Genomic DNA, 25,213 nt, shown 5'->3' on the forward strand with positions numbered 1-25,213 from the left:
AAAACATACTGAAACACTTAGTGATCTATTTATAATGAGCAATTCGTTAACCAAAAGGGATTTTTCCATCATAATCGGTAATGCTATGGATCATTTCGATACTGCACTTTATGGATTTCTAGCACCACTACTTGCAAGTTTTTTTTTCCCGAATCATGATAAAGTTGTTGCCTTAATTCTTACCTATAGTGTACTTGCTACATCTTTATTTACACGCCCTATAGGGTCTTATTTCTTTGGCGTTATTGCTAAAAAATATGGGAGTATTTTTGCTTTATCTCATTCATTAATCGGAATTGCGTTCACTACTGTTTTGATAGGCTTGATACCATCTCATGCACAAATAGGATGGTGTGCTCCACTATTATTAGTTGTGCTTAGGATATTACAAGGAATATATTCTGAGGGCGAATGCGCAATTGCTCAATTAGTTATTTTAGAAAATAAAGAAGAAAAAAAAGCGTTTAAAGCTTCATACCTTTATCAAACCTCAACTATGTTAGGTATTATTCTTGCTTCATTTATTAGTAGCATAGTTTTAAATGTAAAATATAATGAATATTGGCGGTTATGTTTTATATTTGGTGGTCTTACAGGATTCATAGGTTCTTTTCTAAGAAAGAGTGAGACAAGTTTCGACTTAATTACAGAACCTAACAAATTAATAAATAATCTTGAGCTCGTGATCAAACCACGTGATAATATTATGATGATGCGTGCTTTTACAGAAATAAAACTTTTAAACGATCTCACCACAATTTGGAACAACAAGCTAAGTATCTTACGTATTAGTGTTGCTGTAGGGTTCTCATATATGAGCTACAGCGTGCCTTTCATTTTTATGAATAGCTTTATTCCACTTATTACGAATATATCTATTGCAAAAATGATAAAATTTAATACCGAGTTTCTGATTTTTGATATGCTTATGATTCCAATAATAGGTCATCTAACAAAAAAACTAAATTATCATAAAATACTAAATGGCACTCTTATTATGATGAGTTTAAGCATAATTCCTTTATGGTTATTCTTGAATAATGCATCTATATGGTACGTTCATTTTGTACGTATTTGGATTATAATACTTGGCGTAAGCTTCTTAGCACCTTTAAACTGCTGGCTCAATAATCTATTTAAAACTAACGACAAATACATGTTGGTAGGTATCGGCAGCAGTATCGGTTCTTCACTAATAGGACGCCTTACACCATCAATTTGCCTTATGCTATGGCATATAACGAGAAATTCCTTATCAATTGGAATTTATATAGCGATAGTCTCAATGATAACCTTATGGGCAGTTAGCAGAGTAGCTACAACGTCCGACAAAAACAATAATCCAAACATATAAAAATTGGATTCTTATTTTATAAGAAAATTATCAAACTTATCACAATAAGAATTTAACAAAACGCCATAATTAAAAGTACACCTACATAATTATTAGCGCTAAATCTTTTTATACAATTCACAGGATTTTTGATATCAAGAGTTGCTACTTGCAATGTTAGTAAAATTAAAGCAACTGCAACAGGTAAATAATCGATATTAAAGTTAGCAATTTTTGCTGCTATAATAAATAACAATATAAAACCTATATAACATATATAAAGCCAAAACTTAGGATTCTTATCCTCTAAATATATGCTTAAAGATTTTACTCCTATTTTCTTATCATCTTTTATATCCATATATCCGTAAATCGTATCATATCCAATCGCCCAAAAGCAACATGCTAAATACATAATAATTGCTGCCATATCAAGTTTGTCCTGGACTGCTCCATAAGCTACTAATACTCCTAGTTTAAATGTAAAACCTAGAAAGATTTGCGGAAAGTAAATAATACGCTTCATTAATGGGTATAGAATAATCATTATTACTGCAAAGAATCCAGTATATATGGCTGTTTTGTTTAAAAGTAGCAAGATACAAAGTGAGAGAATACTAAGAATCGATAGTATAAAAATAGCATAAGATACAGATACAGTACCACTAGCCAAAGGTCGCTTTTTAGTCCTTGCAACATACTTATCAAATTTGCGATCAAATATATCGTTAATAATACATCCGCTACTTCTAGCCGTTATACTACCGCAAATAAATAACGGTAATAAATAAGAGAACTCCATGTTAGCAGGATTTGCTAGCAATAACCCAAATAAAGCAGGGAAAAAGACTAGCAAATAAGCCACCGGCTTATCTGCACGCATTAATTTAAAGATAATTAAAAGTTTATTTAGAATTAGCATATTAAGTTTAAATAAAAATAGAGAATTAAAATACACAACAAAAATAAATCTACTAAATCTTTATAACTAAAAACTCAAGTATGATTAATAGAGTACAACAATTATACATAGAAATCTTCAAAAGATATAGTGTAATAGAATATAAATTAATACAAAGATTACAATTAAGAATTGATTATTAGATGGTTTTGAGGTTATATGCTAATATAATTATTATAGAATAAGAATAGGTGACAATATTGTTGTTAACTTACAACTGCAAAAAAATTTTGAGGGATTTATTTACTGATAAGACAATAGCAAAGAAATAAATTACTTGAGCTGAGAATTTATTTATTATTTCAGATCATGAAATTGTTACGAAATAAGTATTTAGACATACTAAAGTATTGGCGCAAGAAAAAGTCATATTTAACTTAGATCATTTTAATTATACATAATACTTAACAAACAATCAGAATGAGTAGAAGTATTTAATCAACATCTATTACCGCAAAAGTGTACTATTACGAAAACTATCTCCTATACATATAAATATGCTGCAAGGAGTCATGGTATAAAATAAGAAAATTCATAACAAAGTAGTAATATAGCAAAACAGATGTGTTCTCAAGTCAAAGATCAAGGACTAAAAGGATTAAATTTTCTATGATTGATTAGGTTAGAGATATTAAAGAAACTTTTATCTGTTCAATATATAAAATAAGTAATTTTTAAAATTACAGTGACCTGATGTACAAATGCTAAATCTCTAAATCAAAGCAAAACAACACATCTTGTAATAATCATACATAATCTTTATAATAATATTCTTAACACGAATAAAAAATATGAAAGAATTTCCAAAGCATTACAATTTTATCGAAAATGAGAAAAAGTGGCAGCACATTTGGCAAGAGCTACAAATTTATGCGTATAATCCAAATATGTCAAAAGAAGGAATATACATAGTGGACACACCACCACCTACTGTGTCAGGGCAATTACATATCGGACATATTTATAGCTATACGCAAACAGATTTTATTGTACGTTTTCAACGTATGATAGGTAAAAATATCTTTTATCCTATTGGTTTTGACGATAATGGGCTACCAACCGAGAGACTTGTTGAAAAGCAGAAGCAGATTAAAGCTTATAATATGGAGCGAGACGAATTTATAAAAATTTGCCAAGAGGTTGTACAGAATGAAGAAGCAAAGTTTAGAAATTTATTCAAACAAATAGCGTTATCGGTTGATTGGAGTTTAGAGTACCAGACTATCAGTCCATTATCACGGAAAATATCACAAATGTCTTTTCTTGATTTACTACATAAAGGAGAAGTTTATCGTGCTAATCAACCGATTTTATGGGATACGGTAGATGGTACTGCTCTCGCCCAAGCCGATATTGAAGATAAGCAGAAAATCTCTTCTATGAATTATATTATGTTTAAAACTGAGCAAGGAGACAAGCTTACTATAGCTACTACAAGACCTGAGTTATTACCAGCGTGTGTAGCAGTATTTTATCACCCTGATGATGGACGTTATAAGCATCTAGCAGATAAATCAGCTATAACACCACTTTTTAATGAGAAAGTTCCAATTCTTGCTGATCCTTTAGTACAACAAGATAAAGGTACAGGACTAGTAATGTGTTGTACGTTTGGTGATCAAACAGATATTACATGGTGGAAATCACATAATCTACCTTTAAAAACCATTATCACTAAAAAAGGTACAATAAATTTCCCTCATAAAATTGATTTAGATGGTTTGACAATTAAAGAAGCACGTACAAAAATAATAGATATTTTAAAAGAACAGAATTTACTTACTAAACAAGAAGAAATTACACAAACTGTAAAATGTGCAGAGAGGTCAGGTGCTCCTCTTGAGATATTAACCGTTACACAATGGTTCATTAAAACAATAACTCATAAAGAAGCATTACTTAAAAGAACAAACGAACTAAACTGGTATCCTAAAAATATGCAAATGCGCTTAGAGAATTGGATTAATTCTCTAAGCTGGGATTGGTGCATAAGTCGCCAACGTTACTTCGGTGTACCGTTTCCTATTTGGTACTCTAAAAGGATTGGTGAAGAAGGTAAAATTTTATATGCTGATATCTCACAACTACCTGTTGATCCACTAAAAGATTTACCTATAGGTTATAGCAAGGAGGAAGTAGATCCTGACTTAGATGTTATGGATACTTGGGCAACAAGTTCTGTTTCACCTCAACTTTCTACCTATGGTATCTCTGAAGATTTCGCAATTAATAAAGTAAGGCACGATAAATTATTTCCAATGGATTTAAGACCACAAGCGCATGAAATTATTAGGACTTGGGCATTTTATACAATCCTGAAATCGCATTTACATCAAAATATTTTACCATGGAAAAATATCATGGTAAGTGGTTGGTGTTTAGCTGAAGATCGCAGTAAAATGTCAAAATCGAAGGGGAATGTTTTAGTCCCTGAAAAATTGCTAGAACGATATGGTGCTGACGTAATACGTTATTGGTCAGCAAATTCAAAGCTTGGAGCTGATACTGCTTACTCAGAAGACATAATGAAAAATGGAAAAAGACTTGTAAACAAGCTATGGAATGCCGCTAAATTTGTTTCTATACATTTTGATAAACTGACAAGTGAAGATAAAAAAGTGAGTTTGTGTGCTATAAAAGAGAAAATTACTCACGAGTTTGATCAGTGGATAATTAATAAGCTAGTAGCATTAGTTAAACTAGCTACAAATGCACTACAAAATTACGAATATGCAAACGCGATTTATCTAACAGAAAAATTCTTTTGGTCTATATTTTGTGATAATTATTTAGAAATAAGCAAAACAAGAAGCTATGACGAAGGGAATAAAAACCCACAAGGACAATATAGTAGCATATTAACTTCATATCATGTGATGCAAACCTTACTGAAACTATTTGCTCCTTTCATGCCTCATATTACCGAAGAACTATACCAAATATTATATAGCAAAAATTCTATTCACATTCAAGGTAACTGGGTTAATTATGGTGACTTAAACTATGACATCGATGTACAAGGACCAGAAGGACTGCTTACAATACTAGATATCGTCAGAAAATTTAAAGCTGAGTACAATCTATCTATAAAAGCACCAATAAAATTGCTTGAAGTTAGCGGTATAATATTATCTACAGAATTAGTAGAAGATTTAAAAAACGTCACATCAGCAGAAGCAATACAATTTGAGATGAAAGATGATAAAATTAAAGTCAATATTAAACTTTTTGTATAATATAGCGAATAAAGATGGATTTAAAGGATATAAGGAATGCAGAACGTCTGCATACAAAAACGTATTTGATGATTCAAGTACCAAATCCACGTCTAAATTCCATTTAGGAATAAGTGATACAAAAAATCTATTATCATTGCAAAACATTATAGGCTTAATATTAATTATATTTGCAGGGGTATTGTTTTATGCTTATATATTACAACATGAATGGAGATATGTAACCTTAAGTGATGCACAAGTAAAAAGATATAGGATTAGTGAAAAAAAAGCACTTAGCCTTTATCAGCTAATGAAAGATACTCATGAGTTACTTACTAAGAATAATATTAAGTATTGGATAGAAAGCGGTACTCTGCTTGGAGCTGTTAGACATCAAGGCATCATTCCTTTTGATGATGATTTAGATATCGGTATTATGCATGAAGATGAAATACATTTTCAACAAATATTACCACAATTTAAGCAATTAGGATATCGTATCAAACATAATAAAATTTATGTAATTTGCGGAGAAAGATGCTTAGATATTTTCATATTTCATAAGGAAAAGGATAAGTTTGTTCATATTTTATATGATCAATATCCAAATGACTTTTTTTATGAGAATGAGTTATATCCTTTAAAAAAATATAAGTTTGGTAATATAGAAGTTTATGGTCCATTTGATCCTATAGGAAATCTAAATAGACAATATCCAGAATGGGATAAATATGCAATAATATACAGTCCTCATAGTTTTCATTTACTTTTTTTATCGAATATTGAAAAAAAGACTAAATTTATACTTACTCCAGAATTGTTAAAGCCAGCTCAACCGTTTGGACCTTTAAAAGATAAAGTAAATATAGTGAATTCAGCTAATATTTATAATGATATGGATTATCATTAAATGTTGAATTGATAATAACTATTCTAATACTTATAACAAAAAATTGTCATATAAATTACAAAACACATGCCTGGTTTATTACTGCTCACTACGACTATGCTACTTATTTTATTCGCTTTAATAATTTGCTTTTATATAAAAACTAAAACATTCAAAATGCAGTTACAATTCTTATCAGAACAAAACCTAGAAATTAACAATAATAATCAATTACTGAATCAAGAAAAAATAACGTATTTACAAAAAATTGAACAATTAAAGTGTAAATTAGAGTATCAAGAGCGAATGATCAAGGATTCAGAGAAAATAAGAGAAGAGTCATTTGCCTCAGCTAAAGCTGCATTATTTGATTTGGGTAAGGATTTATCTAAACAATTAATCGAAATTCATAAAATGGAAAATAATACAACAAGAGAGCTAGCCGAGAAAAATATCGAAACCGCTTCTCAAAAATTTAATACTGAGCTTGAACGATTAATTACGATGGTAGGAGCATTAAATAAAGATATTGAGCAATCAAAAGGTACAGTTGATTTGATCAAACAATCACTACTTTCTCCTATCGGGGCAGGGTTACTTTCCGAAATTACACTTGAGAATATCCTCAAATCTTCAGGATTACGTCCTAATTTAGATTTTATAATGCAATACAGTCTCACTACATCAGATAGTGTCAAGCTAAGACCTGATGCAATCATTTTTCTTCCTTCAGGTAATTTAATGGTTATTGATTCCAAAGCCTCAAAGTTTCTAGTAGACTCTCAGGATAATAGTGTACATCTTAGTAAAACTATGAACTATCATTTGAAGACTCTAACTAATAAAGACTATGCTGAAAATATTTTAACTAATTTAAACAAAAAGACTCAAAACTTTAACAATGTTATTACTTTAATGTTTTTGCCGACTGAACAAGCGGTTGAGAAAGTCATTGCAGCTAATCCTGAATTTTTACAAAAAGCTTGGGGATGTAATATTTTTCCTGTAGGTCCTGCAGGATTGATGAATATGTTATCATTTGCAAAATTTCAAATTACCGATAATCGTCGTTCAGAAAATTATAAGGTAATAATTGAAGAAGTGAGAAAATTGTTAAGTTCTATAGGTACTATCGCTGATTATTCCAAAAAAATTGGTTATAACCTACAAAACATGGTGACCAATTATGATAAATTCGCTGCTTCATTTAATCGTAATGTAATGTCAAGAGTGAAAAGTATTCAAAAACTTGGTATTGATTCAGGAAATAAAATAATACCTGCGACCCTAGAGCGTTATCAGATCGTTTCTGCGAAATCAGAAATTATTGAAGTAGATGTAGAAAACCAGCACAAATAGAAGAATAATATGTAATTAAATATATCGAAACATTATTTGATGTATATCTACAATGAAAGCTCCTAAAAAAGACAATACACATGTTATCATGTGTAAGTTTAATTAAGCTATGGACTGATATTTTAGACATAAAAACGTACAAAAAATTGTTATATAGCGATCATAATAATAATGATATGATTATTGTGTTATGAATAGGAGAACTGTTAGTCATTAACAAATAAGAATACCTTGAATATACCAAACAAAACAACAGCATTTTGTGTCTTTCATTGTCACTGTATGAAAAAACTATGTGCTACATAACAAGAAATCTAATAAATTGTCTCTATATCAAAAGCATCAAACTGCAAAAATAATCTCAATACTAAATCTACAATTATACCAAAATGAAAAACTCATTAGTAGCGCCCTGTTGTTACTTTTTCAAAAGCAAACATATATTGAGATATTACCGCAAAACTTTTGCAAGCTTATTTATTACATAGTAATATTAGGTAGATAAATATCAAATAGGTCAAACATCATAAGGTAATATAACTAAAGATTTAGAATAAGATTGATAAATGTGATTATTGCATATTACAATCAAATTGTACAAACTTTAGAAAATCATTATATCACACTAGAAAAAAAGTTAATACACTTTATAGCTTTATTAAGCTATAATGCAACATATTAAAAAATATTGTTATTATATTTACAATAATATGTATTTAAAGAAGATATGCCATAGTGTAGTGTTTATAAAAAACTACTTATTACTTAATACACTTTTTTAAAAGTACTCAAAAACGTTTTGAATATACGCAAAATATTAGTATAACCATAGCTCACCTCAGCTTTTAAATACATTAAACACTGCATTCTGAAGATACAATTATATTTGGAATTGTGAGGGTACATTATACTTACGTGAAAGATCTACTTCCATAGAGGATAACTGAACTGTTCAACTTTTTACTCCATTATAATATTGCTACGTATTCTATGCTGCGTATTTCATACAAAAAATCTTATTCATCTTCTCTAAAAAGCATGCAAAAGAGCCAATCAATCAAACTGATCTACACAACCTAGTGGTTGTAATTCTTCTGTATGTGCAATATCAATAACTATATCATCGTTCGCACCTGATGCAATTTTATTAAGCCAAGTAAGGGTAGTAGCAGTTTTCTCAGCAATATTCTTGCCTGCACTACTAATCGCATTACCAACATTTAAATCTGATATAGCAGTTGTTAAAACATCTATTAAAGTTGCAAGACTTAAAATTTTTAAATCTTTAATTGACTCAAACATTATTAATGGTACTATCGCTACAGTCAATCTTGCTGCATCATTATAGTAAAACTTTTGAAAAAATATATCATTAGCTAATTTTTCACTTGTAATATTTTCTATAAGTTTATTGCCAAAATGTGTTGATACTAATAAAGAAGCAAGGCGCATAAATTTAACAGAAGTAGATGCATAAAACATTGGATCTTCATAAAATTCTAATTCTGGATTACGAAAATAAAAACAGATATAATCTAAAATAAGTGTTGCCACTGCCGAACACATAACAACACTCTTCCATCCATGATAGGTGCTAATATCTAATTTAATATTGTTAAAATCTATATCTTTGTTAGTAAGCTTATGATATATTGTTTGCAGTTTTATTTGCGTATCACTATCTTGTGCAGAATGCTTATATAGTAAATAAAAATATGGTTCAATTTCTTTAGATGTAAATTTCTTATTCTCAATTAAAGCAGGTACAATTTCATGATGCAAAAATTTAATTAATTTAGTTTGCATAAAATTTGTAACTTTACTTTGTTCTTCCACTACTCCTGCAACTGCTGACCATCGTAAAGCCGTATATAAAATTATACGATTAACAATATCATTATTTAATAAATCAATAGGCTGTAAACCTAAATTAGAAGCATATCTAAAACAACTCGCAGCTGTATTTATAGCATCATTCGCAAAACTTGGAGTGCAATCAAATAAAAATTTGATATCCTGTGCATTTTGGTCACTATTCTTTAATTCCTGAAACATATTATTATTAATCTCTTTAGTTTGTCTATTTGATAAGACTGTGCCAGGAAAAGATGACAAAATTTGTAGCATAGCAAGAATAGTAGGAGGTAAAGCACATAATTCATACCAAGGATCTTTTTCATCAATTACATACGAACGTAACGCGATTACACAACCTACAAGACTAGCATAAGTAGCTGCTATTTTACCTGAATGGTTGCCCACTAAAACTGATTTAGCAGTTAACCAAGAAGCAATTTTGTGCTCTTCATTATATTTATCAGTAGCTTGCTCTATTTTAGTAAGACTTTGCTCTAATGCATTAAGATAATTTGCAAAATTTAAATGAGTTTTTTTGACTATATTAAATTCGGCTTCATAAGATGAATGTAAAGTTAAAGTCTTTGCTACTAATATTGATTTAGCTAAATAGCGGTATAAAAAATACTCTCTAGTTAGAGGATATACAATAGAATCAATTTTTTTTGCTACTTTCACCAAGTTTTCAAATTTATCTAAATTATCGCTTAAAAATACTTGGACTTTAGTAAAAATGATATTAAATTCTAGCGACTTTATATCACCGATACCATCTAACATAGAATCAATTATATTTTTGTTTTCTACTCCTATTAACTGCTTTAGCTTTGTATGTAAAAAATCATCTTGATTATTTATCGTTTCAAAACAATTAAGCCATTGTTCATGACTGATCTTCTTATCTTGATACTTCCCTGTAGCAGCTATTTTACTTAATACTGTTTCTAAATATTGAGTATAAAAAACACTTTGATCTACTTTCTTTAAATCCTTAAAATTTTTATCACAGAACCATATTTTAAATACCTCACCTAAATCAAAACTCACGAGTGCTTTAGTAGTTTTATATAATCTTATGCCTAAATTTGATATATCATGATAATATTTAATTATTATTTCTAGTTTATTACTAACAACTTCTAGTGTATTATTCATAATTTCAATTATTCAATTAATTAAAATAAAATTAAGTTAAAATACGGAATATACAAGCATATTAATATATTTTCAATCCTTTTATATACAAGTATTTATAATAATTTTATTATGATATAACATTAAAAGCACACTAGTACCACGCTATTTTATTATTAGAATAGTATTTTAGTACAAAAATAATGACCATAGTTATGGACACAACATATTTTAGAATATTATTTAATTAATGATATAAAAATTTCAGCATCTGAATCATGTCAATGATAATACTAATAACAGTAGAAAATATTTATTTAATTATATATTAGCTCAAATTATTAGAGAAGGATGATAAGTAATATACTGAGAATTCTGAAGCTACAACAACTACCACCAAAAGTTATATATTGTGAAATCTAGACACTACAGAACTAGAAAACATAGACTAAATAACATTATTAGTATCAGGTGTATTATAATGCTAATAATATTGAAATTTGCATTTCAGTCTTGTACTGTATATAGTATAAATTCTAGGGATAGATCAGAAAAACACTACTTAAACTTAAACTAAAAAAGCAGTTGATATTTACAAAAATTTTAAAATACAAAAAATCAGAATCTGATCTCTATTTATGTTAATATAAACCGTACTTTATTAGTTTAATCATTGATGATTTAAGTAATTATTTACTAAATATAAATAGCAAAAGAAAATAAATAAATTATAGTTGGACAAAGAATAGTTACAATTAAAGAAATTTAAATTTGATTGAGAAAATGTCTCTATATTAGGATAGCTAAATTATGGGATTTTTAATACATTCTCTTGCATATCATTCTTAAATCTAATATTGCTGATAAAAAAGATTTTATCCTACTTATTTCTATAATCCCTAGAAACTTGTAACAATGTTTTGCAACTAAACCTGAAACCATTATATATATGCATGCTAGGTCATACGAAAAAGAAAAATATCTTATGAATATTTATGGTCAGAATTATTCCGAATACTTTTGATTATGATGCTAGTATGTAAGGATTAATATATTAATGTGCAAGCTACTTTAATATGCATTCTATTAATTATCAAAAATAAAATAAGTATGACAATATTAGTGTACAAATTTTTTTTAGCTTATACTTACTATTAACATATCTTACACCAATATTATTGCTAGATACACTTGGTCCGATATTTAAACAATATTCAATATATTGCTTATCTTAATATTAATTGCTATAGAATTAAATAATAGCTTTTATCAAAACTATGTAGCTTGCCCATTTTATAGGCACTAACAACTTGTATTGTATTTTTATGTAATAAACCTGTGATTTGAAAGAAAAGAAATATATAACTTGCACTTATTAAATATACTTAGTGATAATTTTCGAATTTATGGTTTATCTAAACTTACCTTGGATACATAATGCGATATTGTTTATGGATTCTAGTTATATTGATTACAATGCAATGACGCAATATAGAACTTGAAGTATTCAAAAAGTCTACCGACGCGTACTATTATTTCAGTTTAATTATTATTTTTTTTCATAATAATTTTATTTACAATACTAGATGATGATAAATTGTCTCATAAATTAGTGTTAATTCTACAGCTATCATTCTAGCTCACTTAAATATGAGACAAAAATACTAAAAGGACAAATGTATTGTACTATCTCACTAACAATATCTCAAAGGCATGACATAGAGAAAAAATAATCTTTACGCCGGTATATCCTCAATCATCTGTTGCTTTTTATTTAATTTGGTAGAAATGATAGATGTCATAACTGGTTCTATTAAGCCATCTACTACCTCTTTTGTAAGAGTAACACGCTGTTTTTTAAGCTCAGCAACCTTATACATACTATCTAATAAAAGATGTTCAAGTATTGAACGTAAACCTCTTGCACCCGTCTTCTTAACTAAAGCTTTTTCAGCAATAGCTTCTAGAGCGGAATATTCAATTACAAGCTCAGCATCATCAAGCTCAAATTGCTTTTGATATTGCTTTACTATAGCATTCTTAGGTTTAGTTAGAATTGTAATTAAAGATTCTTTGTCTAACTCCTCTAAAGTAGTAACAATTGGTAACCTACCGATAAACTCAGGAATTAAACCAAATTTAGTTAAATCTTCAATCTCTAGAGATTTAAGAACTTCATTATTATTTTTCTCTTTATCGATATTTATGTTAGCTGCAAATCCTATAGAGCTATGATTAGTTCTTGATCTAATAATGCGATCAATCCCCATAAAAGCACCACCACAAATAAACAAGATATTTGAAGTATCTAACTGTACGAAATCTTGTTGTGGGTGTTTTCTACCACCTTGAGGAGGTACAGAAGCAACTGTTCCTTCCATAATTTTAAGTAATGCCTGTTGTACTCCTTCACCTGACACATCTCGCGTAATAGAAGGATTATCCGATTTACGAGCTATTTTATCAACCTCATCAATATAAATTATACCCTTTTGTGCTTTTGCTATATTAAATTCAGCTGATATTAATAAGCGTAGTAATATATTTTCAACATCTTCCCCAACATAACCCGCTTCCGTTAAAGAAGTAGCATCTGCCATAGTAAAAGGCACATCTAAAATTTTAGCGAGCGTTTGAGCGAGTAAAGTTTTACCTGAACCAGTAGGACCAATCAGTAAGATATTTGACTTATTAAGCTCGACATCATTATTACCAGACTGTACATATTCAAGTCGCTTATAATGGTTATAAACCGCTACTGCTAAAATCTTTTTAGCTTTGTCTTGCCCAACTACGTAATCATTTAAAATTTTACATATTTTTTGCGGCGTTGGAATTGAAGCAGTAATTTGCTTTAACGCAACTTTGCTCTCTTCTTTCATAATATCTGTACATAAATCTATACATTCATCACAAATAAATACTGCAGGACCTGCTATCAGTTTTTTTACTTCATGTTGTTTTTTACTGCAAAACGAACAAATTAATTCTTTTTTATCAGCATCTACTACCATTAATTTTCTTTTTTTAGTTTATACCTATTGTAATCCCACGTATTTGGTGGGAGTTTGTTGTTAAAAATTACATCCTGAGATCCAACCACTAAGTAGTGGAATGAAAATATGATTCATACTACTCTTGCATACATATAATAATCTTTATGCTCATTTGCAATTATTTCGTATTTCTTAAGGATGCCTTCCTTAGAAAAACCACATCTCTCAAGAAGATTAACCGAACGAAAATTATCTGTAATTACTGTTGCTTGGACTCTTATAATACCTATACAATCTGCAAATTTTAAAATATTATTTATAGATTTTAACATAATACCTTGCCCCCAAAAATTAGGATCTAGATCATAACTTATTTCTGCTCTATGATGCTCTAGATTTATTATATTAAAACCAGCAGTACCTATTAATTTATTATCACTTTTAAGTGCAATCCCCCAATAAAAACTCCTATGAAGTGCATGTAAACTAGACCAATAACATATTTCTTTTCTCGCCTCTTCTAAGTCTTTAGGTCTATTACTCTCGGTTATATAAAGACCCATTTCTGACCTACTCATATAACACAAATAATCTTGTACATCACTTTCTGCTAATTCCCTTAGTACTATATTGTCTAAATCAAACACAGGAAAAGTGGTATGCAAATATCTGATATTTATCATACATATTTAATTGGATCTTGTATATTATTCTTTTTAAAAGCATCAAGCCTTATAATACAAGCAAGACAATTACCGCAAGATAAATCATCTTCAGTAGGTGTATAACATGATATAGTATTTTTGTAATCTACACCAAGCTTCAGACCAGTTCTAATTATTTGTTCCTTAGTCATATCAATTAAAGGCGCATGAATAGTAATTTTTTTACCTTGTATTCCCATATTTGTTGCTACATTTACCATTTTTTCAAAAGATTTAATATATTCAGGGCGACAATCAGGATAATTTGCTGAATCACTTGTATGAACACCTATAAAAATGTCTTGTGCTCCTATTACTTCTGCAAAACCGAGCGCATAACTTAAAAATATTGTATTACGTGCAGGAACATAAGTAACCGGGACAATTTCCGGCAATTCGTTTATGCTATGATAATGCGGGATATCTATATTATCATCTGTTAAAGCAGAACCTCCAAAAGCTCGTAAATCTATATCAACAATCTTATGCTGCTTAACATTATATTTTTTTATAAGCTCTTTAACTTTCTGTAATTCTGCATGATTACGTTGCCCGTAATTAAAACTCATAGCATGAATTTCATAGCACATTTCACTCGCTATTGCAAGAACCGTAGCAGAATCTATTCCGCCACTAAGCAAATTAACTGATTTTTTCATTATTGACCGCTAAAATTATGCTCTAAGTGCTTCAAACACTAAAGTTTAATGCACACACTTAGAAACGCTAAACATAGACAAGAAACTATTGCCTAGACTTTGCTAAAGTAATACATTAATGACTATTTATATAACTTTCTTTCATTAAAGTCTAAGCTTCTTTTAATTCTTACAATATTTTTCATGTGAATTGCTAAAAAACATATATATTTATCGCGCTACAAATTTTGTAAACTTCCTTTTGTTTTAAAGTTTTAGTAATATAAATTGCAATGAGAGAAACCTAATCATTTAGGATTGTTATCCTAATGCCTATATGATACAGTCAAATATAAGTTAATAGAATAAATATTCTTGACTAAATACTTCTGATAATCTAGATTAACATTGTTAATTTTATGGCGAGTGTAGCTCAGTTGGTTAGAGCATCAGGTTGTGGTTCTGAGGGCCACGGGTTCGAATCCCGTCACTCGCCCCATATTTTGCAATTGTTATTTGATGACTAATATAGAATAATTGTGAACAGAAATTATTTCATAGATTTGGAAAAATACTATTTTTCATTCTGTGTTCAGTATCAAGAAAATAACAAAAAAAAACGAGCCATAGACCTATAGTTTCTTATGGATATCAAACTTTTATATAGACTAGCTAAATATTTAAGGTTCTATAAAAAAGACTTGATCATTGTTATGATCTCCTTACTTAGCGTATCAGCTTCATTATTGCTCATCGGTAGTGTGTTTAGAAATTTAATTGATAAAGGTTTAGCTGAAGATAATATTTTATCGGTTAATAAATCTATATTATATATCTGTTTATTAATTGTTATTTTAAGTGTCGCTAGTTTTTTTCGCTCATATTTCATAAATAATGTTGCTGAAAAGATAGTTAATCAAATACGTAAAGAAGCTTATAGTAATTTAATTAATTATGAAATTGAAGAATATGAAGAATTAAAAATTGGCGACATCATTTCACGTCTTACAAATGATATAGATCAAATAGCTACGCTCATAGTGAATTTCTTATCTTTTTTTATTCGTAATTCTGTAATGTTAATCGGTGGCATTACTTTAATGTTTTTTGAAAGCTTTAAACTTGCTTCAATAGTAATTGTTACCATTCCTATCTTATTAGTTCCTTTAATTAAATTTGGTAAACATGTTAAGTCTTTGTCGAAAAAAGCTCTAGAATCTAAATCACTTTTAGTCTCGGATATTGATGAAACTTTTAATAATATTAGAGTTATTTATGCTTTTAATCATCAAATAAACAAAATTTCTGATTTTGATACTAAACTACAAAGCTATTTAATATACTGCAAAATACGTTTAAAAATTCGTGCTTTATTCTTTGCAATTTCAATAGCTGTGATATTTCTCACAATTACTTTAATTGTTTGGATTGGTGCCTCGGATATAGTCCAAGGAGATTTATCCGCAGGACAAATTATATCATTTATTTATTATGCAATTATTGCAGGGGTTAGCTCTGGCGGTATTTTTGAGCTACTAAGTGAAATACATTTACCTACTACAGCACTTGAGAGAATAATAACAATTATAGATAAGATATCCATAGTACATAATAATTATTATGCATTAAATAATCCTGATACAGTATCAATAGAATTTAAAAATGTAGATTTTACCTATAATTCAAGACCTAATTTAAAAATTATCAATAATATGTCTTTGAAGATCAATGCCAATAAGTTTGTTGGTATTGTAGGTAGATCAGGTGCAGGAAAAAGTACTTTGATACAGTTACTACTTCGTTTTTATCGTCAAGACAATGGTACTATTCTTATTAACAATCAAGATATCTCTCGTATAAATCCTACTGACATTCGTAAATTCATTGCATATGTACCACAAGAAGCTAGCATTTTTTCCGACACTATAAAATCAAATATTATATTCGGTAATAATAAAGCAAGTGACTATGAAATAAATGAGATAATAAAAATAACAGGAATAGAAGAATTTTCTAATAAACTTCATGATGGCATCAATACAAAAATAGGTGAAAAAGGCGTTAGATTATCAGGTGGGCAAAAACAAAGGATAGCTATCGCTAGAGCATTATTACGTAAACCGAAAATTTTACTTCTTGATGAAGCAATGAGCGCTTTAGATACAATGAGCGAACAGAAATTATTAAACGCTATAAAAAAAATAATGAAAGGAAACATTATTATATCAATTGCTCACAGGATTAGTAGCATAGAATCTGCTGATTATATTCTAGTAATAGATAAAGGAAAGGTAGTTACTGCAGGATCACATTATGATTTATCTAAAAACTCAGAAATCTATCGCAATATTTGTCGAGAGCAGTTAACTATATAAAATGACATATATCTAGATACATAAAGAGCAGTGAAAAAAGATTGAGTGGTGCATAAGACTAAGAACATAATGTACACATTAATGTATCAATATTATATATAATTGATATATTTGTTACAATCAAAGCGCCATAATATAAAAAATTTAAATTTTAATGTAATTTAGCTTGAAAGCTACTATAGCTTTGTTATAATTAATACCACAAACACAAAACAAAAAGGTTTATAAAATGAAAAATTTATTCAAGATTTTATTAATTATAGCTTTTGCAAGCCCAATATTTGCTTCATCAATGCAAATACCTGACCCGGCTTCAGTCACCACAACCCAAATACACGCTATGAGTACTAATGATCAACAAGCTTGGGTTGCTAGTTTAACAGCAAGTCAGTATAATATGTTAAGTCCTGATGTCCAAAAGTGGGTAATGGAAAATGCTACTGATGCTCAAAAACAAGCTTTGGGGATTAATCAGTAGTATAATATATTATTAATTTTTAAGATTGACATGGGACTGTTAAGGAAGTAAGTTTAATTAACCTTAAAATTTATTTAATTAATAGTCTCGCATGTTAAGAGTAATTATTCTAATATATCACTAAAAATTTCTGCTTTCACTTCCCTTTAGTCTTCCTGTTACAGTATCATGTATATACTCCTAATAAATAAAAATTGTTAGATAATTAACTATAATTCATTTATTTTACGGAAAAGAATACACTAAAATTATTGTGTGTTATAAGAATCTCAAAAACTAATGTGTCGTGTTGCTTTGCTATCATGACTACTAAGCGATTGTTGCGTATTATTGATAAAATCTAATGTATCATGATATAACTTGCTCAGACGGTCCATAATAAAATAATAAAAATACTTTTATTTTTGATACAACACAGGCTCAGAAGAGAAGAAGATAACATAAAAATTAATAATGCATAACATAGATGAAGATGAAATCGATTAGACTTTTTGATACAATAATCTTTAACATAAAATTAACAACAACTTATGAAATTACTTATTACTGTAATCATCATGGAAATACTGGCTGGATCAGAAATAGATTTATTTATACCAAGTTTTCCTGAAATACAAGATACATTTAACCTTTCAACTTTTATGACAGAGTTACTACTCGGTGTGAATCTAATCGCTTATTGTATTACTTCACTTATAGTCGGTAATTTAGGAGATAAATACGGACGCAGACCAATTATTATACTCGGTTTACTAATTTTTAATCTTGGTAGTTTATTTTGTGTATTTGCAAATAATTATGAAACTATATTATTTGGAAGATTTTTTCAAGGATGTGGGATAGCATCAGTTGCAGTACTCGTATACGTCGTACTCGCCGATATTTATTCGATACAAGAACAGCAAAAATTAATGGGCGTTTTAAATGGTACTATTGCACTTTCTATGGCAGTAGCACCTGTTATAGGTAGCTATGTTAATTTATTTTGGGGGTGGCATGCTAATTTTATTTTATTACTTTCAGTTGGTTTGATTAGTTTAATTCTTGGTATATTTTTTATTCCAAAAGGACAAGTTAATAAAAAAACACGTATTTCGTTAAAAGAATATATACCTATTTTTAAATCACCTAAAGCTATATATTATATACTTACAATGATATTTCTTGCACAAGGATATTGGATATTTATCGGAATTGCACCCATTTTATACATGCAAGATTTAGGTGTAACTCTAGAATATTTCGGACTTTATCAAGGAGCAATGGCAGCTTTATTCTCAATAATGAGCTTTTCAAGTGGTTATTGCTTTAAAAAATTCGGTATTAAAAATTGTTTCTATTTTGGAGTTATATTCATAATATTATTCTTACTAGGAAATAGCATATTAATTGTATATAATATTAATAATCCTTTAACTATAACAATAGTTACTTTATTATTATCTCTTGGTGTGATATATCCGATTAACATATTATGGCCGTTGCTTTTAGAAGCTGTTGCAGACGGCAAAGCTCGTATGACGGCTATTTTTACTGCAGCTAGATTGATTTTAACTGCATTTGGGCTGCAACTAGTAGGATTTTTATATAACGGTACTTTTACTCCTATTGGCATTACTATATCCATAGTGACATTATTTGGGTTAGTAACATTAAATCAATTATTTAAGTACGATAAAATTTTTGAAATTTATGAGATAGTGTAGCAATTATAGAATATACTGTTACGACTTAGACTAATTGCATAGCCCAGAAATATAACATAAAATAACTAATAGATCCTTTTAATAAACCATTGTATAACAAAAATGATCAATAATAATTTTAGCTTCAATATAGCTTTGAGATATTTTAGAGCTAAGAAAAATGAAAAGTTTGTTTCTATTATTTCTGCCTTTTCCTTAGTAGGAGTCATGATTGGCGTTGCAGCATTAATAGTAGTAATGTCTGTTATGAATGGTTTTCATCTAGAACTTACTAAAAATATTATCGGGTTAAATGGGGATATAATAATAAATCGGCAAGGTGGTAATATTGATAATTATGAAGAGATTAAAACGACACTTTTAAAACAAAATTATATAAAGCATGTAACATACATTGCGCACGGTCAAGCACTAGCTCTGGGTAAGAGTAATAATAGCGGTGTGCTCATTAAAGGTATAAAATTAAATGATTTAAGTTTAAGAAATGGAATTTTTAAAAATGTAAATTTTGGTAGTTTTGATAATTTTCATGGCAAAAACGTAATAGCACTTGGAGAACAATTAGCAAGCAATTTAGGTGTAACTGTTGGGGAAAAGTTGAGATTAATTTCACCAAATTCAGTTTCTACTGCCTTTGGAAGTATACCAAGATCAAAAGAATTTGAAATCATTGCAATTTTCAATAGCGGTATGTATGATTATGATTTGACAACGATATTAATGCCGCTTACTGCAGCACAAAATTTCTTATCTCTTGGTAATGATATTAATTCAATTGAAATTAATAGTCTAGACCCAGATCAAGCTATTCAATATTCGTATAAAATACAATCATTATTAGGCCCAAATTTATATGTATTTAATTGGCAAACCTTAAATTCACAATTTTTAAGTGCACTTTCTGTTGAGCGTACTGCTATGTTTACTATTCTATCTCTCATTATTACGGTTGCTGCATTTAATATTATTTCAAGCTTATTTATGCTTGTTAAAGATAAAACTTCAGATATTGCAATTCTGAGAACTATGGGAGCAAGTACCAAACAAATAATGATTATTTTCATCTATAACGGGATGTTTATAGGATTACTTGGTACAACATTAGGTGTAATCCTTGGTGTTACTTTTTCTTATAATATTCAAACTATCAAAAATTATTTGGAGCATATCACAGGTACCAAAATTTTCGAGGCAGCTATTTATTTTCTTTATAGTTTACCTTCAAAAGTCAGAACTGATGATATTATTTTAATTACCTCTTTATCTATAATATTGTGCTTTCTTGCAACAATTTATCCTTCTTATAGAGCTTCAAAATTAAAACCTGTGGATGCCCTAAGATATGAATAATACAGTCCTCATTTTAAAAAAAATCTCAAAACATTATAAACAAGGCAACACTATTGTTAAAGTACTAGATGATCTTAATCTAACTGCTAATGAAGGTGAATTAATCGCTATCATCGGTTCTTCAGGTAGTGGCAAATCAACTTTACTACATATTGCAGGCTTACTTGATAAGCCTACAAACGGTCAAGTCATAATACCAAATAGCAAGTATAAAAAATACCATCTAATTCGTCTTTATTACTTAGGTTTTATCTATCAACAACATCATTTACTTAAAGATTTTACTGCTCTTGAAAATGTTATCATACCAAGATTGATTAGAGGTCTTGATCAAAAAGAAGCAATAAGAGATGCAACAAAGATATTAGATGATTTAGGACTTGAGAAAAAACTCTATAATATGCCTGGAGAATTATCGGGAGGAGAGCAACAAAGGGTCGCTATAGCTCGCAGCTTAATTAATAAGCCGAGAATTATTTTAGCTGATGAGCCAACAGGTAATTTAGATCCAAAAAGCACAAATGAAGTATTTAATTTATTTTTAAAAGTTGCACAAAAACAAAATACTACAGTTATTATGGTAACACATAACCATGAGTTAGCACATAAAATGGATAAATTATATAATCTAAAGAATGGATTATTAAATATAGCTTGATTTAAATCTCAAAACTTTTAATAATTAAAAATATAGTCTTTAAAAATTGCTAAAAAGATTTAATATCTGACTTTTTTGCTCCCAATTCTAAGGTTTTGTTAAGATATGGATAATATCCCATAAAAATCTTATACAAAGTATCTCAAAATAATAAATTAATTAGCAATTTTGATAGAAATGCATATTCTTTTAATAAAGGTTAGTCATGTCTGAGCCTATTATATTTACTCTTTTATTTGGCAATAAAGATCAAATATTAGATAAAATAAACAATCAAAAAGCTCTGAATAAGCTACATATTATCCCACTTCAAGTAAACAAAGAATCAAATATATCAGATAAAGAACGTATTTTTTCAGAAATCTTAGAAAAATCATGCAAAGAGTGTAAAATACCAATTTTTAATATTCAAATTAGTAATAATAATGTAAAACCAATTTTTGGTACACAAGATTTAATTAATGCACAAAATTTAAATATAAAAACTACTATTACTTTTGATAAATATAATGCATTACCACAAAATTCTGCACTAAAATCTTATTGGAAACAAATTATAGAAAAAGTTGATCATGTTTTTTTTACAAATGAAGCAGATCAAAATTTATCTATAGCCGATGGTATCGTACCAAAAGATAAAACCACTACAATTACAGATATAAGTTTAGTAACATCTGTTTTTAATAATCTTGTACATGAAACTAATCATATGCTCTCCGGTACAATACCTAAAAAAGCAAAATTAGACAAATTAATAAAAATAGCCAAAAACCAAGATGATAGAGTAATTATAGAAACTTGGCCTCTTTCTGTAGATGAAGCAACAAATCTTATCACTGCTAAATTCGGCATTACTTCTGAAGATCACATTTACAGTTTGAAACTTGAAATTCACGAAATACTAAAAGATCCCAATAATGCTGCTGAAAACTTTAAAAAATATGTATCACAAATATCCAGACAATTTAACAAAGATTTAGGTAAAGCTGAGAAAAATTATATTGATTTTCATTTCAATACACAGAAAGTGATAAATGATAACAATAAGGATATACAAGTAGAACAAACAATATCATATGCACATCCTAAAGAAAAACAACCAAAATCTCAAGGATTTTTTGCAAAAATCTTTAACTATTTTAAAGATAAAAAGTAACATTAGTAAAAAATTTGAATCTCAAGCTCAAGAATCAATAATTTAAATTAAGTACGCAAAGCCAATAATACAAGAAGAACAATAACTGACTATTATATCTTCTAGCAACAAACTTTCGTTAATAATACTAATAAAGCAGTCTAAAAATCAAAATATGTAATTAAGCATTTATACAAAAGTGAAAAATAATTAATTAAACCACTAATAGCACTCAAAACATCACTCGTTAAATACGTAAGGCACTAAAATGCCAAACCGATATTTATAACAAATATTTATACACTGATGAGATAAAAAATAGCATATTGAGAAAAGTCTAGTATACTAAAAGATAATCTTCATGCTAGATGAAACTTAGTGATTAATAAATAATCAATCTATAATTAGACCGCTGCATACAAGATACAAATTATAAATTACAGTAAAGATAAGCAAAGTAGTTTACACTTTTTTTGAATGATGAATATAGTTAATCATTCAATTCAAAAGCAACAGAATATTTATGAAGTTTATTTTCTTGTAAGAATAGAGATCTAAAAACTAAACAATCAGTAAATGCTTGCAAAGCTTTAGTATGAGCTACTGCAATAAAATTTGCTAAAGGTTAAATTTTAACTACTAAAAAAATCTAAAAGAACAATGTAGAAATTTAAGCAAGTATAAAACTAATACATTACTGATGAGACGAATAACAAGTACAAAAAGCATGAGCACTTTAAAAACAAATGCTGCACAAAAAATCAAGTACAATCATTAGTACAGTATTATAAGATAAATGATAACTCTAGATGAGTAAATATACTCGTATCAAAAGCAGTAATATACTTTAATGAGAAATGAACATGAGCAGAGTATATACTGAATATGTAAGTACCGCAGCTTTTATAGGATTACGTATTACAATACATCTTAGTATAAGTTAAAAAAATATTAGGAAAAATCTATAATTATTAATATAATTATTTATAGTTAATTTATATTCTAACAAAGAATGACTACAATACTTGTGATTGTTATTATAATAATGATCTCCCTATCTGCTTTATTTGCAGCTACTGAAACTGCTATTACCGCTTCTTCCCCAGGGAAGATACATAAACTTAAAATCACTGGTAATAAGCGTGCTAAAACAGTTTTAGGATTACTTAAGAAAAAAGAAAAAGTCATAGGCACTTTATTAATAGGTAATAGTTTAATAAATACTATTTGTACTACTATTGCGACGACTCTCTTTATTAGCTTACTCGGTAATAACGGAACAATAGTCGCGTCCGGAGTTATGGCTTTCATAATTATTGTTTTTGCCGAAGTAGTACCAAAAGCAATAGCAGTTGCTAAACCTGAACAACTAGCATTAAAAATGGCTTCAACGATAGTAATATTTTTAAAGCTTTTCAAACCTATTAATATTGCTCTTGATTACATTACAAAAATATTTTGTTTTATATTCCGTATTAACTTAAATCCTCAAATCTCAAGTACCGAAGAAGTAAGAGGCGTAATCGAGCATTACCATCAAGAAGGTGGAGTTTATAAATCCGAGCGTAATATGCTTGGTGGGATATTAGATATACGCAATATGTCGGTATCAGAAATTATGACACACAGAAGCAATATTATAGCTCTGAATATAGACTTACCTCATGAACTAATCATTAAAACTTTATTATCTGGTGCACATACACGCATACCTTTGTGGAAAGATAATAGAGATAATATAATAGGAATTCTCAATCTAAAAGATTTGCTTAAAGCATTATACGAAAATAACAATGATGATAAAAAAGTTGATATTAATACACTTCTAACTCCACCTTGGTTTATCCCGGATAATGCACTTGTAGTAGACCAGTTACACGCCTTTAGAGAACGTAATAATCATTTCGCTTGTGTTGTAGATGAATATGGTACTCTACTAGGTATTATTACTCTAGAAGATGTTATAGAAGAAATTGTAGGGCCTATTACCGATGAACATGATAGACTGAATAATGAAATTATTAAGAAATCTAATACAGAGTTCATTATAAAAGGTACTACGACTATTAGAGATATTAACCGAGAACTTGATTGGAATTTATCGGATGAAGATGCAAATACTATAGCAGGATTAATAATCCATAAAATTGCTAGAATTCCAAATCAAGGAGAAGTTATTGAAATATTTAACTTGAAAATAATTATTTTAAAGAAAATTGCGAATAAGATTGATAGCGTCAAAATTACTGTATTACCTATGACTGAGGGCACAATAAACAGTGAGTAAAATTGGTAATTTTTTACTACTAACAACAATGTGCTTAAGTGGAATATCAACACTATTAATCATACCTTGGATTAATAACTTTATCAAAAAAAAACATCGCAATAATATATGCATTAAGTTTTTTCCATGGATACA

The 25,213-nt window shown here is 28.7% G+C and carries 15 protein-coding genes, 1 tRNA gene and 1 pseudogene; 12 read left to right on the forward strand and 5 right to left on the reverse strand.

Going from position 1 to position 25,213, the window contains the following annotated elements; all coding sequences use genetic code 11:
* Nucleotides 1-34: 34 nt before the first annotated feature.
* Nucleotides 35-1,354 carry an MFS transporter gene (locus RT_RS03355; RefSeq protein WP_011191117.1) on the forward strand — a complete coding sequence of 440 codons (1,320 nt, stop codon included), beginning with the start codon at nt 35-37 and terminating at the stop codon, nt 1,352-1,354.
* Nucleotides 1,355-1,406: 52 nt separating this feature from the next.
* On the opposite strand, the gene ubiA is transcribed toward RT_RS03355, so the two are convergent.
* On the reverse strand, nt 1,407-2,255 hold the full coding sequence (gene ubiA, locus RT_RS03360; RefSeq protein WP_011191118.1) for a 4-hydroxybenzoate octaprenyltransferase: 849 nt from the start codon (nt 2,253-2,255) through the stop codon (nt 1,407-1,409).
* A gap of 830 nt (nt 2,256-3,085) precedes the next feature.
* Between ubiA and RT_RS03365 the strand changes: the two genes are divergently transcribed.
* From RT_RS03365 to RT_RS03375, 3 genes are all read left to right on the forward strand, one after another.
* Nucleotides 3,086-5,530: a valine--tRNA ligase gene (locus tag RT_RS03365; protein WP_011191119.1), complete on the forward strand. Its 2,445-nt coding sequence runs from the start codon at nt 3,086-3,088 to the stop codon at nt 5,528-5,530.
* Entirely contained in the window at nt 5,493-6,422 is a 930-nt protein-coding gene (locus RT_RS03370; RefSeq protein ID WP_011191120.1) for a LicD family protein, read from the forward strand. The genes RT_RS03365 and RT_RS03370 overlap by 38 nt, the downstream gene beginning before the upstream one ends.
* 66 nt (nt 6,423-6,488) lie before the next feature.
* Nucleotides 6,489-7,760 carry a DNA recombination protein RmuC gene (locus RT_RS03375; protein ID WP_011191121.1) on the forward strand — a complete coding sequence of 424 codons (1,272 nt, stop codon included), beginning with the start codon at nt 6,489-6,491 and terminating at the stop codon, nt 7,758-7,760.
* A gap of 1,053 nt (nt 7,761-8,813) precedes the next feature.
* On the opposite strand, the gene RT_RS03380 is transcribed toward RT_RS03375, so the two are convergent.
* From RT_RS03380 to queC, 4 genes are all read right to left on the reverse strand, one after another.
* Nucleotides 8,814-10,772, reverse strand: coding sequence for a hypothetical protein (locus RT_RS03380; RefSeq protein ID WP_011191123.1), 1,959 nt, complete (start codon nt 10,770-10,772; stop codon nt 8,814-8,816).
* A 1,715-nt stretch (nt 10,773-12,487) separates the two neighbouring features.
* Nucleotides 12,488-13,765, reverse strand: a complete 1,278-nt coding sequence (gene clpX / locus RT_RS03385; protein WP_011191124.1) for an ATP-dependent Clp protease ATP-binding subunit ClpX — start codon at nt 13,763-13,765, stop codon at nt 12,488-12,490.
* A 113-nt stretch (nt 13,766-13,878) separates the two neighbouring features.
* A complete protein-coding gene (locus RT_RS03390) occupies nt 13,879-14,430 on the reverse strand; it encodes a GNAT family N-acetyltransferase (protein WP_011191125.1) in 552 nt (183 codons plus the stop codon).
* Nucleotides 14,427-15,110 (reverse strand): 7-cyano-7-deazaguanine synthase QueC, encoded by a 684-nt coding sequence (gene queC, locus RT_RS03395; protein WP_011191126.1) that lies wholly within the window; start codon nt 15,108-15,110, stop codon nt 14,427-14,429. The genes RT_RS03390 and queC overlap by 4 nt, the downstream gene beginning before the upstream one ends.
* 401 nt (nt 15,111-15,511) lie before the next feature.
* Between queC and RT_RS03400 the strand changes: the two genes are divergently transcribed.
* From RT_RS03400 to RT_RS03435, 8 genes and pseudogenes are all read left to right on the forward strand, one after another.
* Nucleotides 15,512-15,588, forward strand: a tRNA-His gene (locus tag RT_RS03400).
* 145 nt (nt 15,589-15,733) lie between these two features.
* Complete coding sequence (locus RT_RS03405) at nt 15,734-17,464, forward strand: ABC transporter ATP-binding protein (protein WP_011191127.1); 1,731 nt, start codon at nt 15,734-15,736, stop codon at nt 17,462-17,464.
* A gap of 229 nt (nt 17,465-17,693) precedes the next feature.
* Entirely contained in the window at nt 17,694-17,942 is a 249-nt protein-coding gene (locus RT_RS03410; protein ID WP_011191128.1) for a DUF2673 domain-containing protein, read from the forward strand.
* A 530-nt stretch (nt 17,943-18,472) separates the two neighbouring features.
* Entirely contained in the window at nt 18,473-19,648 is a 1,176-nt protein-coding gene (locus RT_RS03415; protein ID WP_011191129.1) for a multidrug effflux MFS transporter, read from the forward strand.
* A 102-nt stretch (nt 19,649-19,750) separates the two neighbouring features.
* Nucleotides 19,751-20,998 (forward strand): lipoprotein-releasing ABC transporter permease subunit, encoded by a 1,248-nt coding sequence (locus tag RT_RS03420; RefSeq protein WP_011191130.1) that lies wholly within the window; start codon nt 19,751-19,753, stop codon nt 20,996-20,998.
* Nucleotides 20,991-21,656 carry an ABC transporter ATP-binding protein gene (locus tag RT_RS03425; RefSeq protein WP_011191131.1) on the forward strand — a complete coding sequence of 222 codons (666 nt, stop codon included), beginning with the start codon at nt 20,991-20,993 and terminating at the stop codon, nt 21,654-21,656. Before RT_RS03420 ends, RT_RS03425 begins: the two co-directional genes overlap by 8 nt.
* A 205-nt stretch (nt 21,657-21,861) precedes the next feature.
* Nucleotides 21,862-22,803: pseudogene (locus RT_RS03430) on the forward strand (hypothetical protein); the annotation flags it as partial.
* Between the two features lie 1,000 nt (nt 22,804-23,803).
* Entirely contained in the window at nt 23,804-25,078 is a 1,275-nt protein-coding gene (locus RT_RS03435) for an HlyC/CorC family transporter (RefSeq protein ID WP_011191133.1), read from the forward strand.
* The last annotated feature ends 135 nt before the right edge of the window (nt 25,079-25,213 follow it).

The sequence above is a fragment of the Rickettsia typhi str. Wilmington genome (assembly GCF_000008045.1).
Taxonomy (GTDB): Bacteria; Pseudomonadota; Alphaproteobacteria; order Rickettsiales; family Rickettsiaceae; genus Rickettsia; species Rickettsia typhi.

Bases quoted from the DNA above. Each gene is read 5' to 3' on its own strand.
- clpX (WP_011191124.1), bottom strand. From the start codon at position 13,765: ATGGTAGTAGATGCTGATAAAAAAGAATTAATTTGTTCGTTTTGCAGT.
- RT_RS03435 (WP_011191133.1), top strand. From the start codon at position 23,804: ATGACTACAATACTTGTGATTGTTATTATAATAATGATCTCCCTATCT.
- RT_RS03390 (WP_011191125.1), bottom strand. From the start codon at position 14,430: ATGATAAATATCAGATATTTGCATACCACTTTTCCTGTGTTTGATTTA.
- RT_RS03425 (WP_011191131.1), top strand. From the start codon at position 20,991: ATGAATAATACAGTCCTCATTTTAAAAAAAATCTCAAAACATTATAAA.
- RT_RS03410 (WP_011191128.1), top strand. From the start codon at position 17,694: ATGAAAAATTTATTCAAGATTTTATTAATTATAGCTTTTGCAAGCCCA.
- RT_RS03365 (WP_011191119.1), top strand. From the start codon at position 3,086: ATGAAAGAATTTCCAAAGCATTACAATTTTATCGAAAATGAGAAAAAG.
- RT_RS03375 (WP_011191121.1), top strand. From the start codon at position 6,489: ATGCCTGGTTTATTACTGCTCACTACGACTATGCTACTTATTTTATTC.
- RT_RS03380 (WP_011191123.1), bottom strand. From the start codon at position 10,772: ATGAATAATACACTAGAAGTTGTTAGTAATAAACTAGAAATAATAATT.
- queC (WP_011191126.1), bottom strand. From the start codon at position 15,110: ATGAAAAAATCAGTTAATTTGCTTAGTGGCGGAATAGATTCTGCTACG.
- RT_RS03415 (WP_011191129.1), top strand. From the start codon at position 18,473: ATGAAATTACTTATTACTGTAATCATCATGGAAATACTGGCTGGATCA.
- RT_RS03370 (WP_011191120.1), top strand. From the start codon at position 5,493: ATGATAAAATTAAAGTCAATATTAAACTTTTTGTATAATATAGCGAAT.
- RT_RS03420 (WP_011191130.1), top strand. From the start codon at position 19,751: ATGATCAATAATAATTTTAGCTTCAATATAGCTTTGAGATATTTTAGA.
- ubiA (WP_011191118.1), bottom strand. From the start codon at position 2,255: ATGCTAATTCTAAATAAACTTTTAATTATCTTTAAATTAATGCGTGCA.
- RT_RS03405 (WP_011191127.1), top strand. From the start codon at position 15,734: ATGGATATCAAACTTTTATATAGACTAGCTAAATATTTAAGGTTCTAT.
- RT_RS03355 (WP_011191117.1), top strand. From the start codon at position 35: ATGAGCAATTCGTTAACCAAAAGGGATTTTTCCATCATAATCGGTAAT.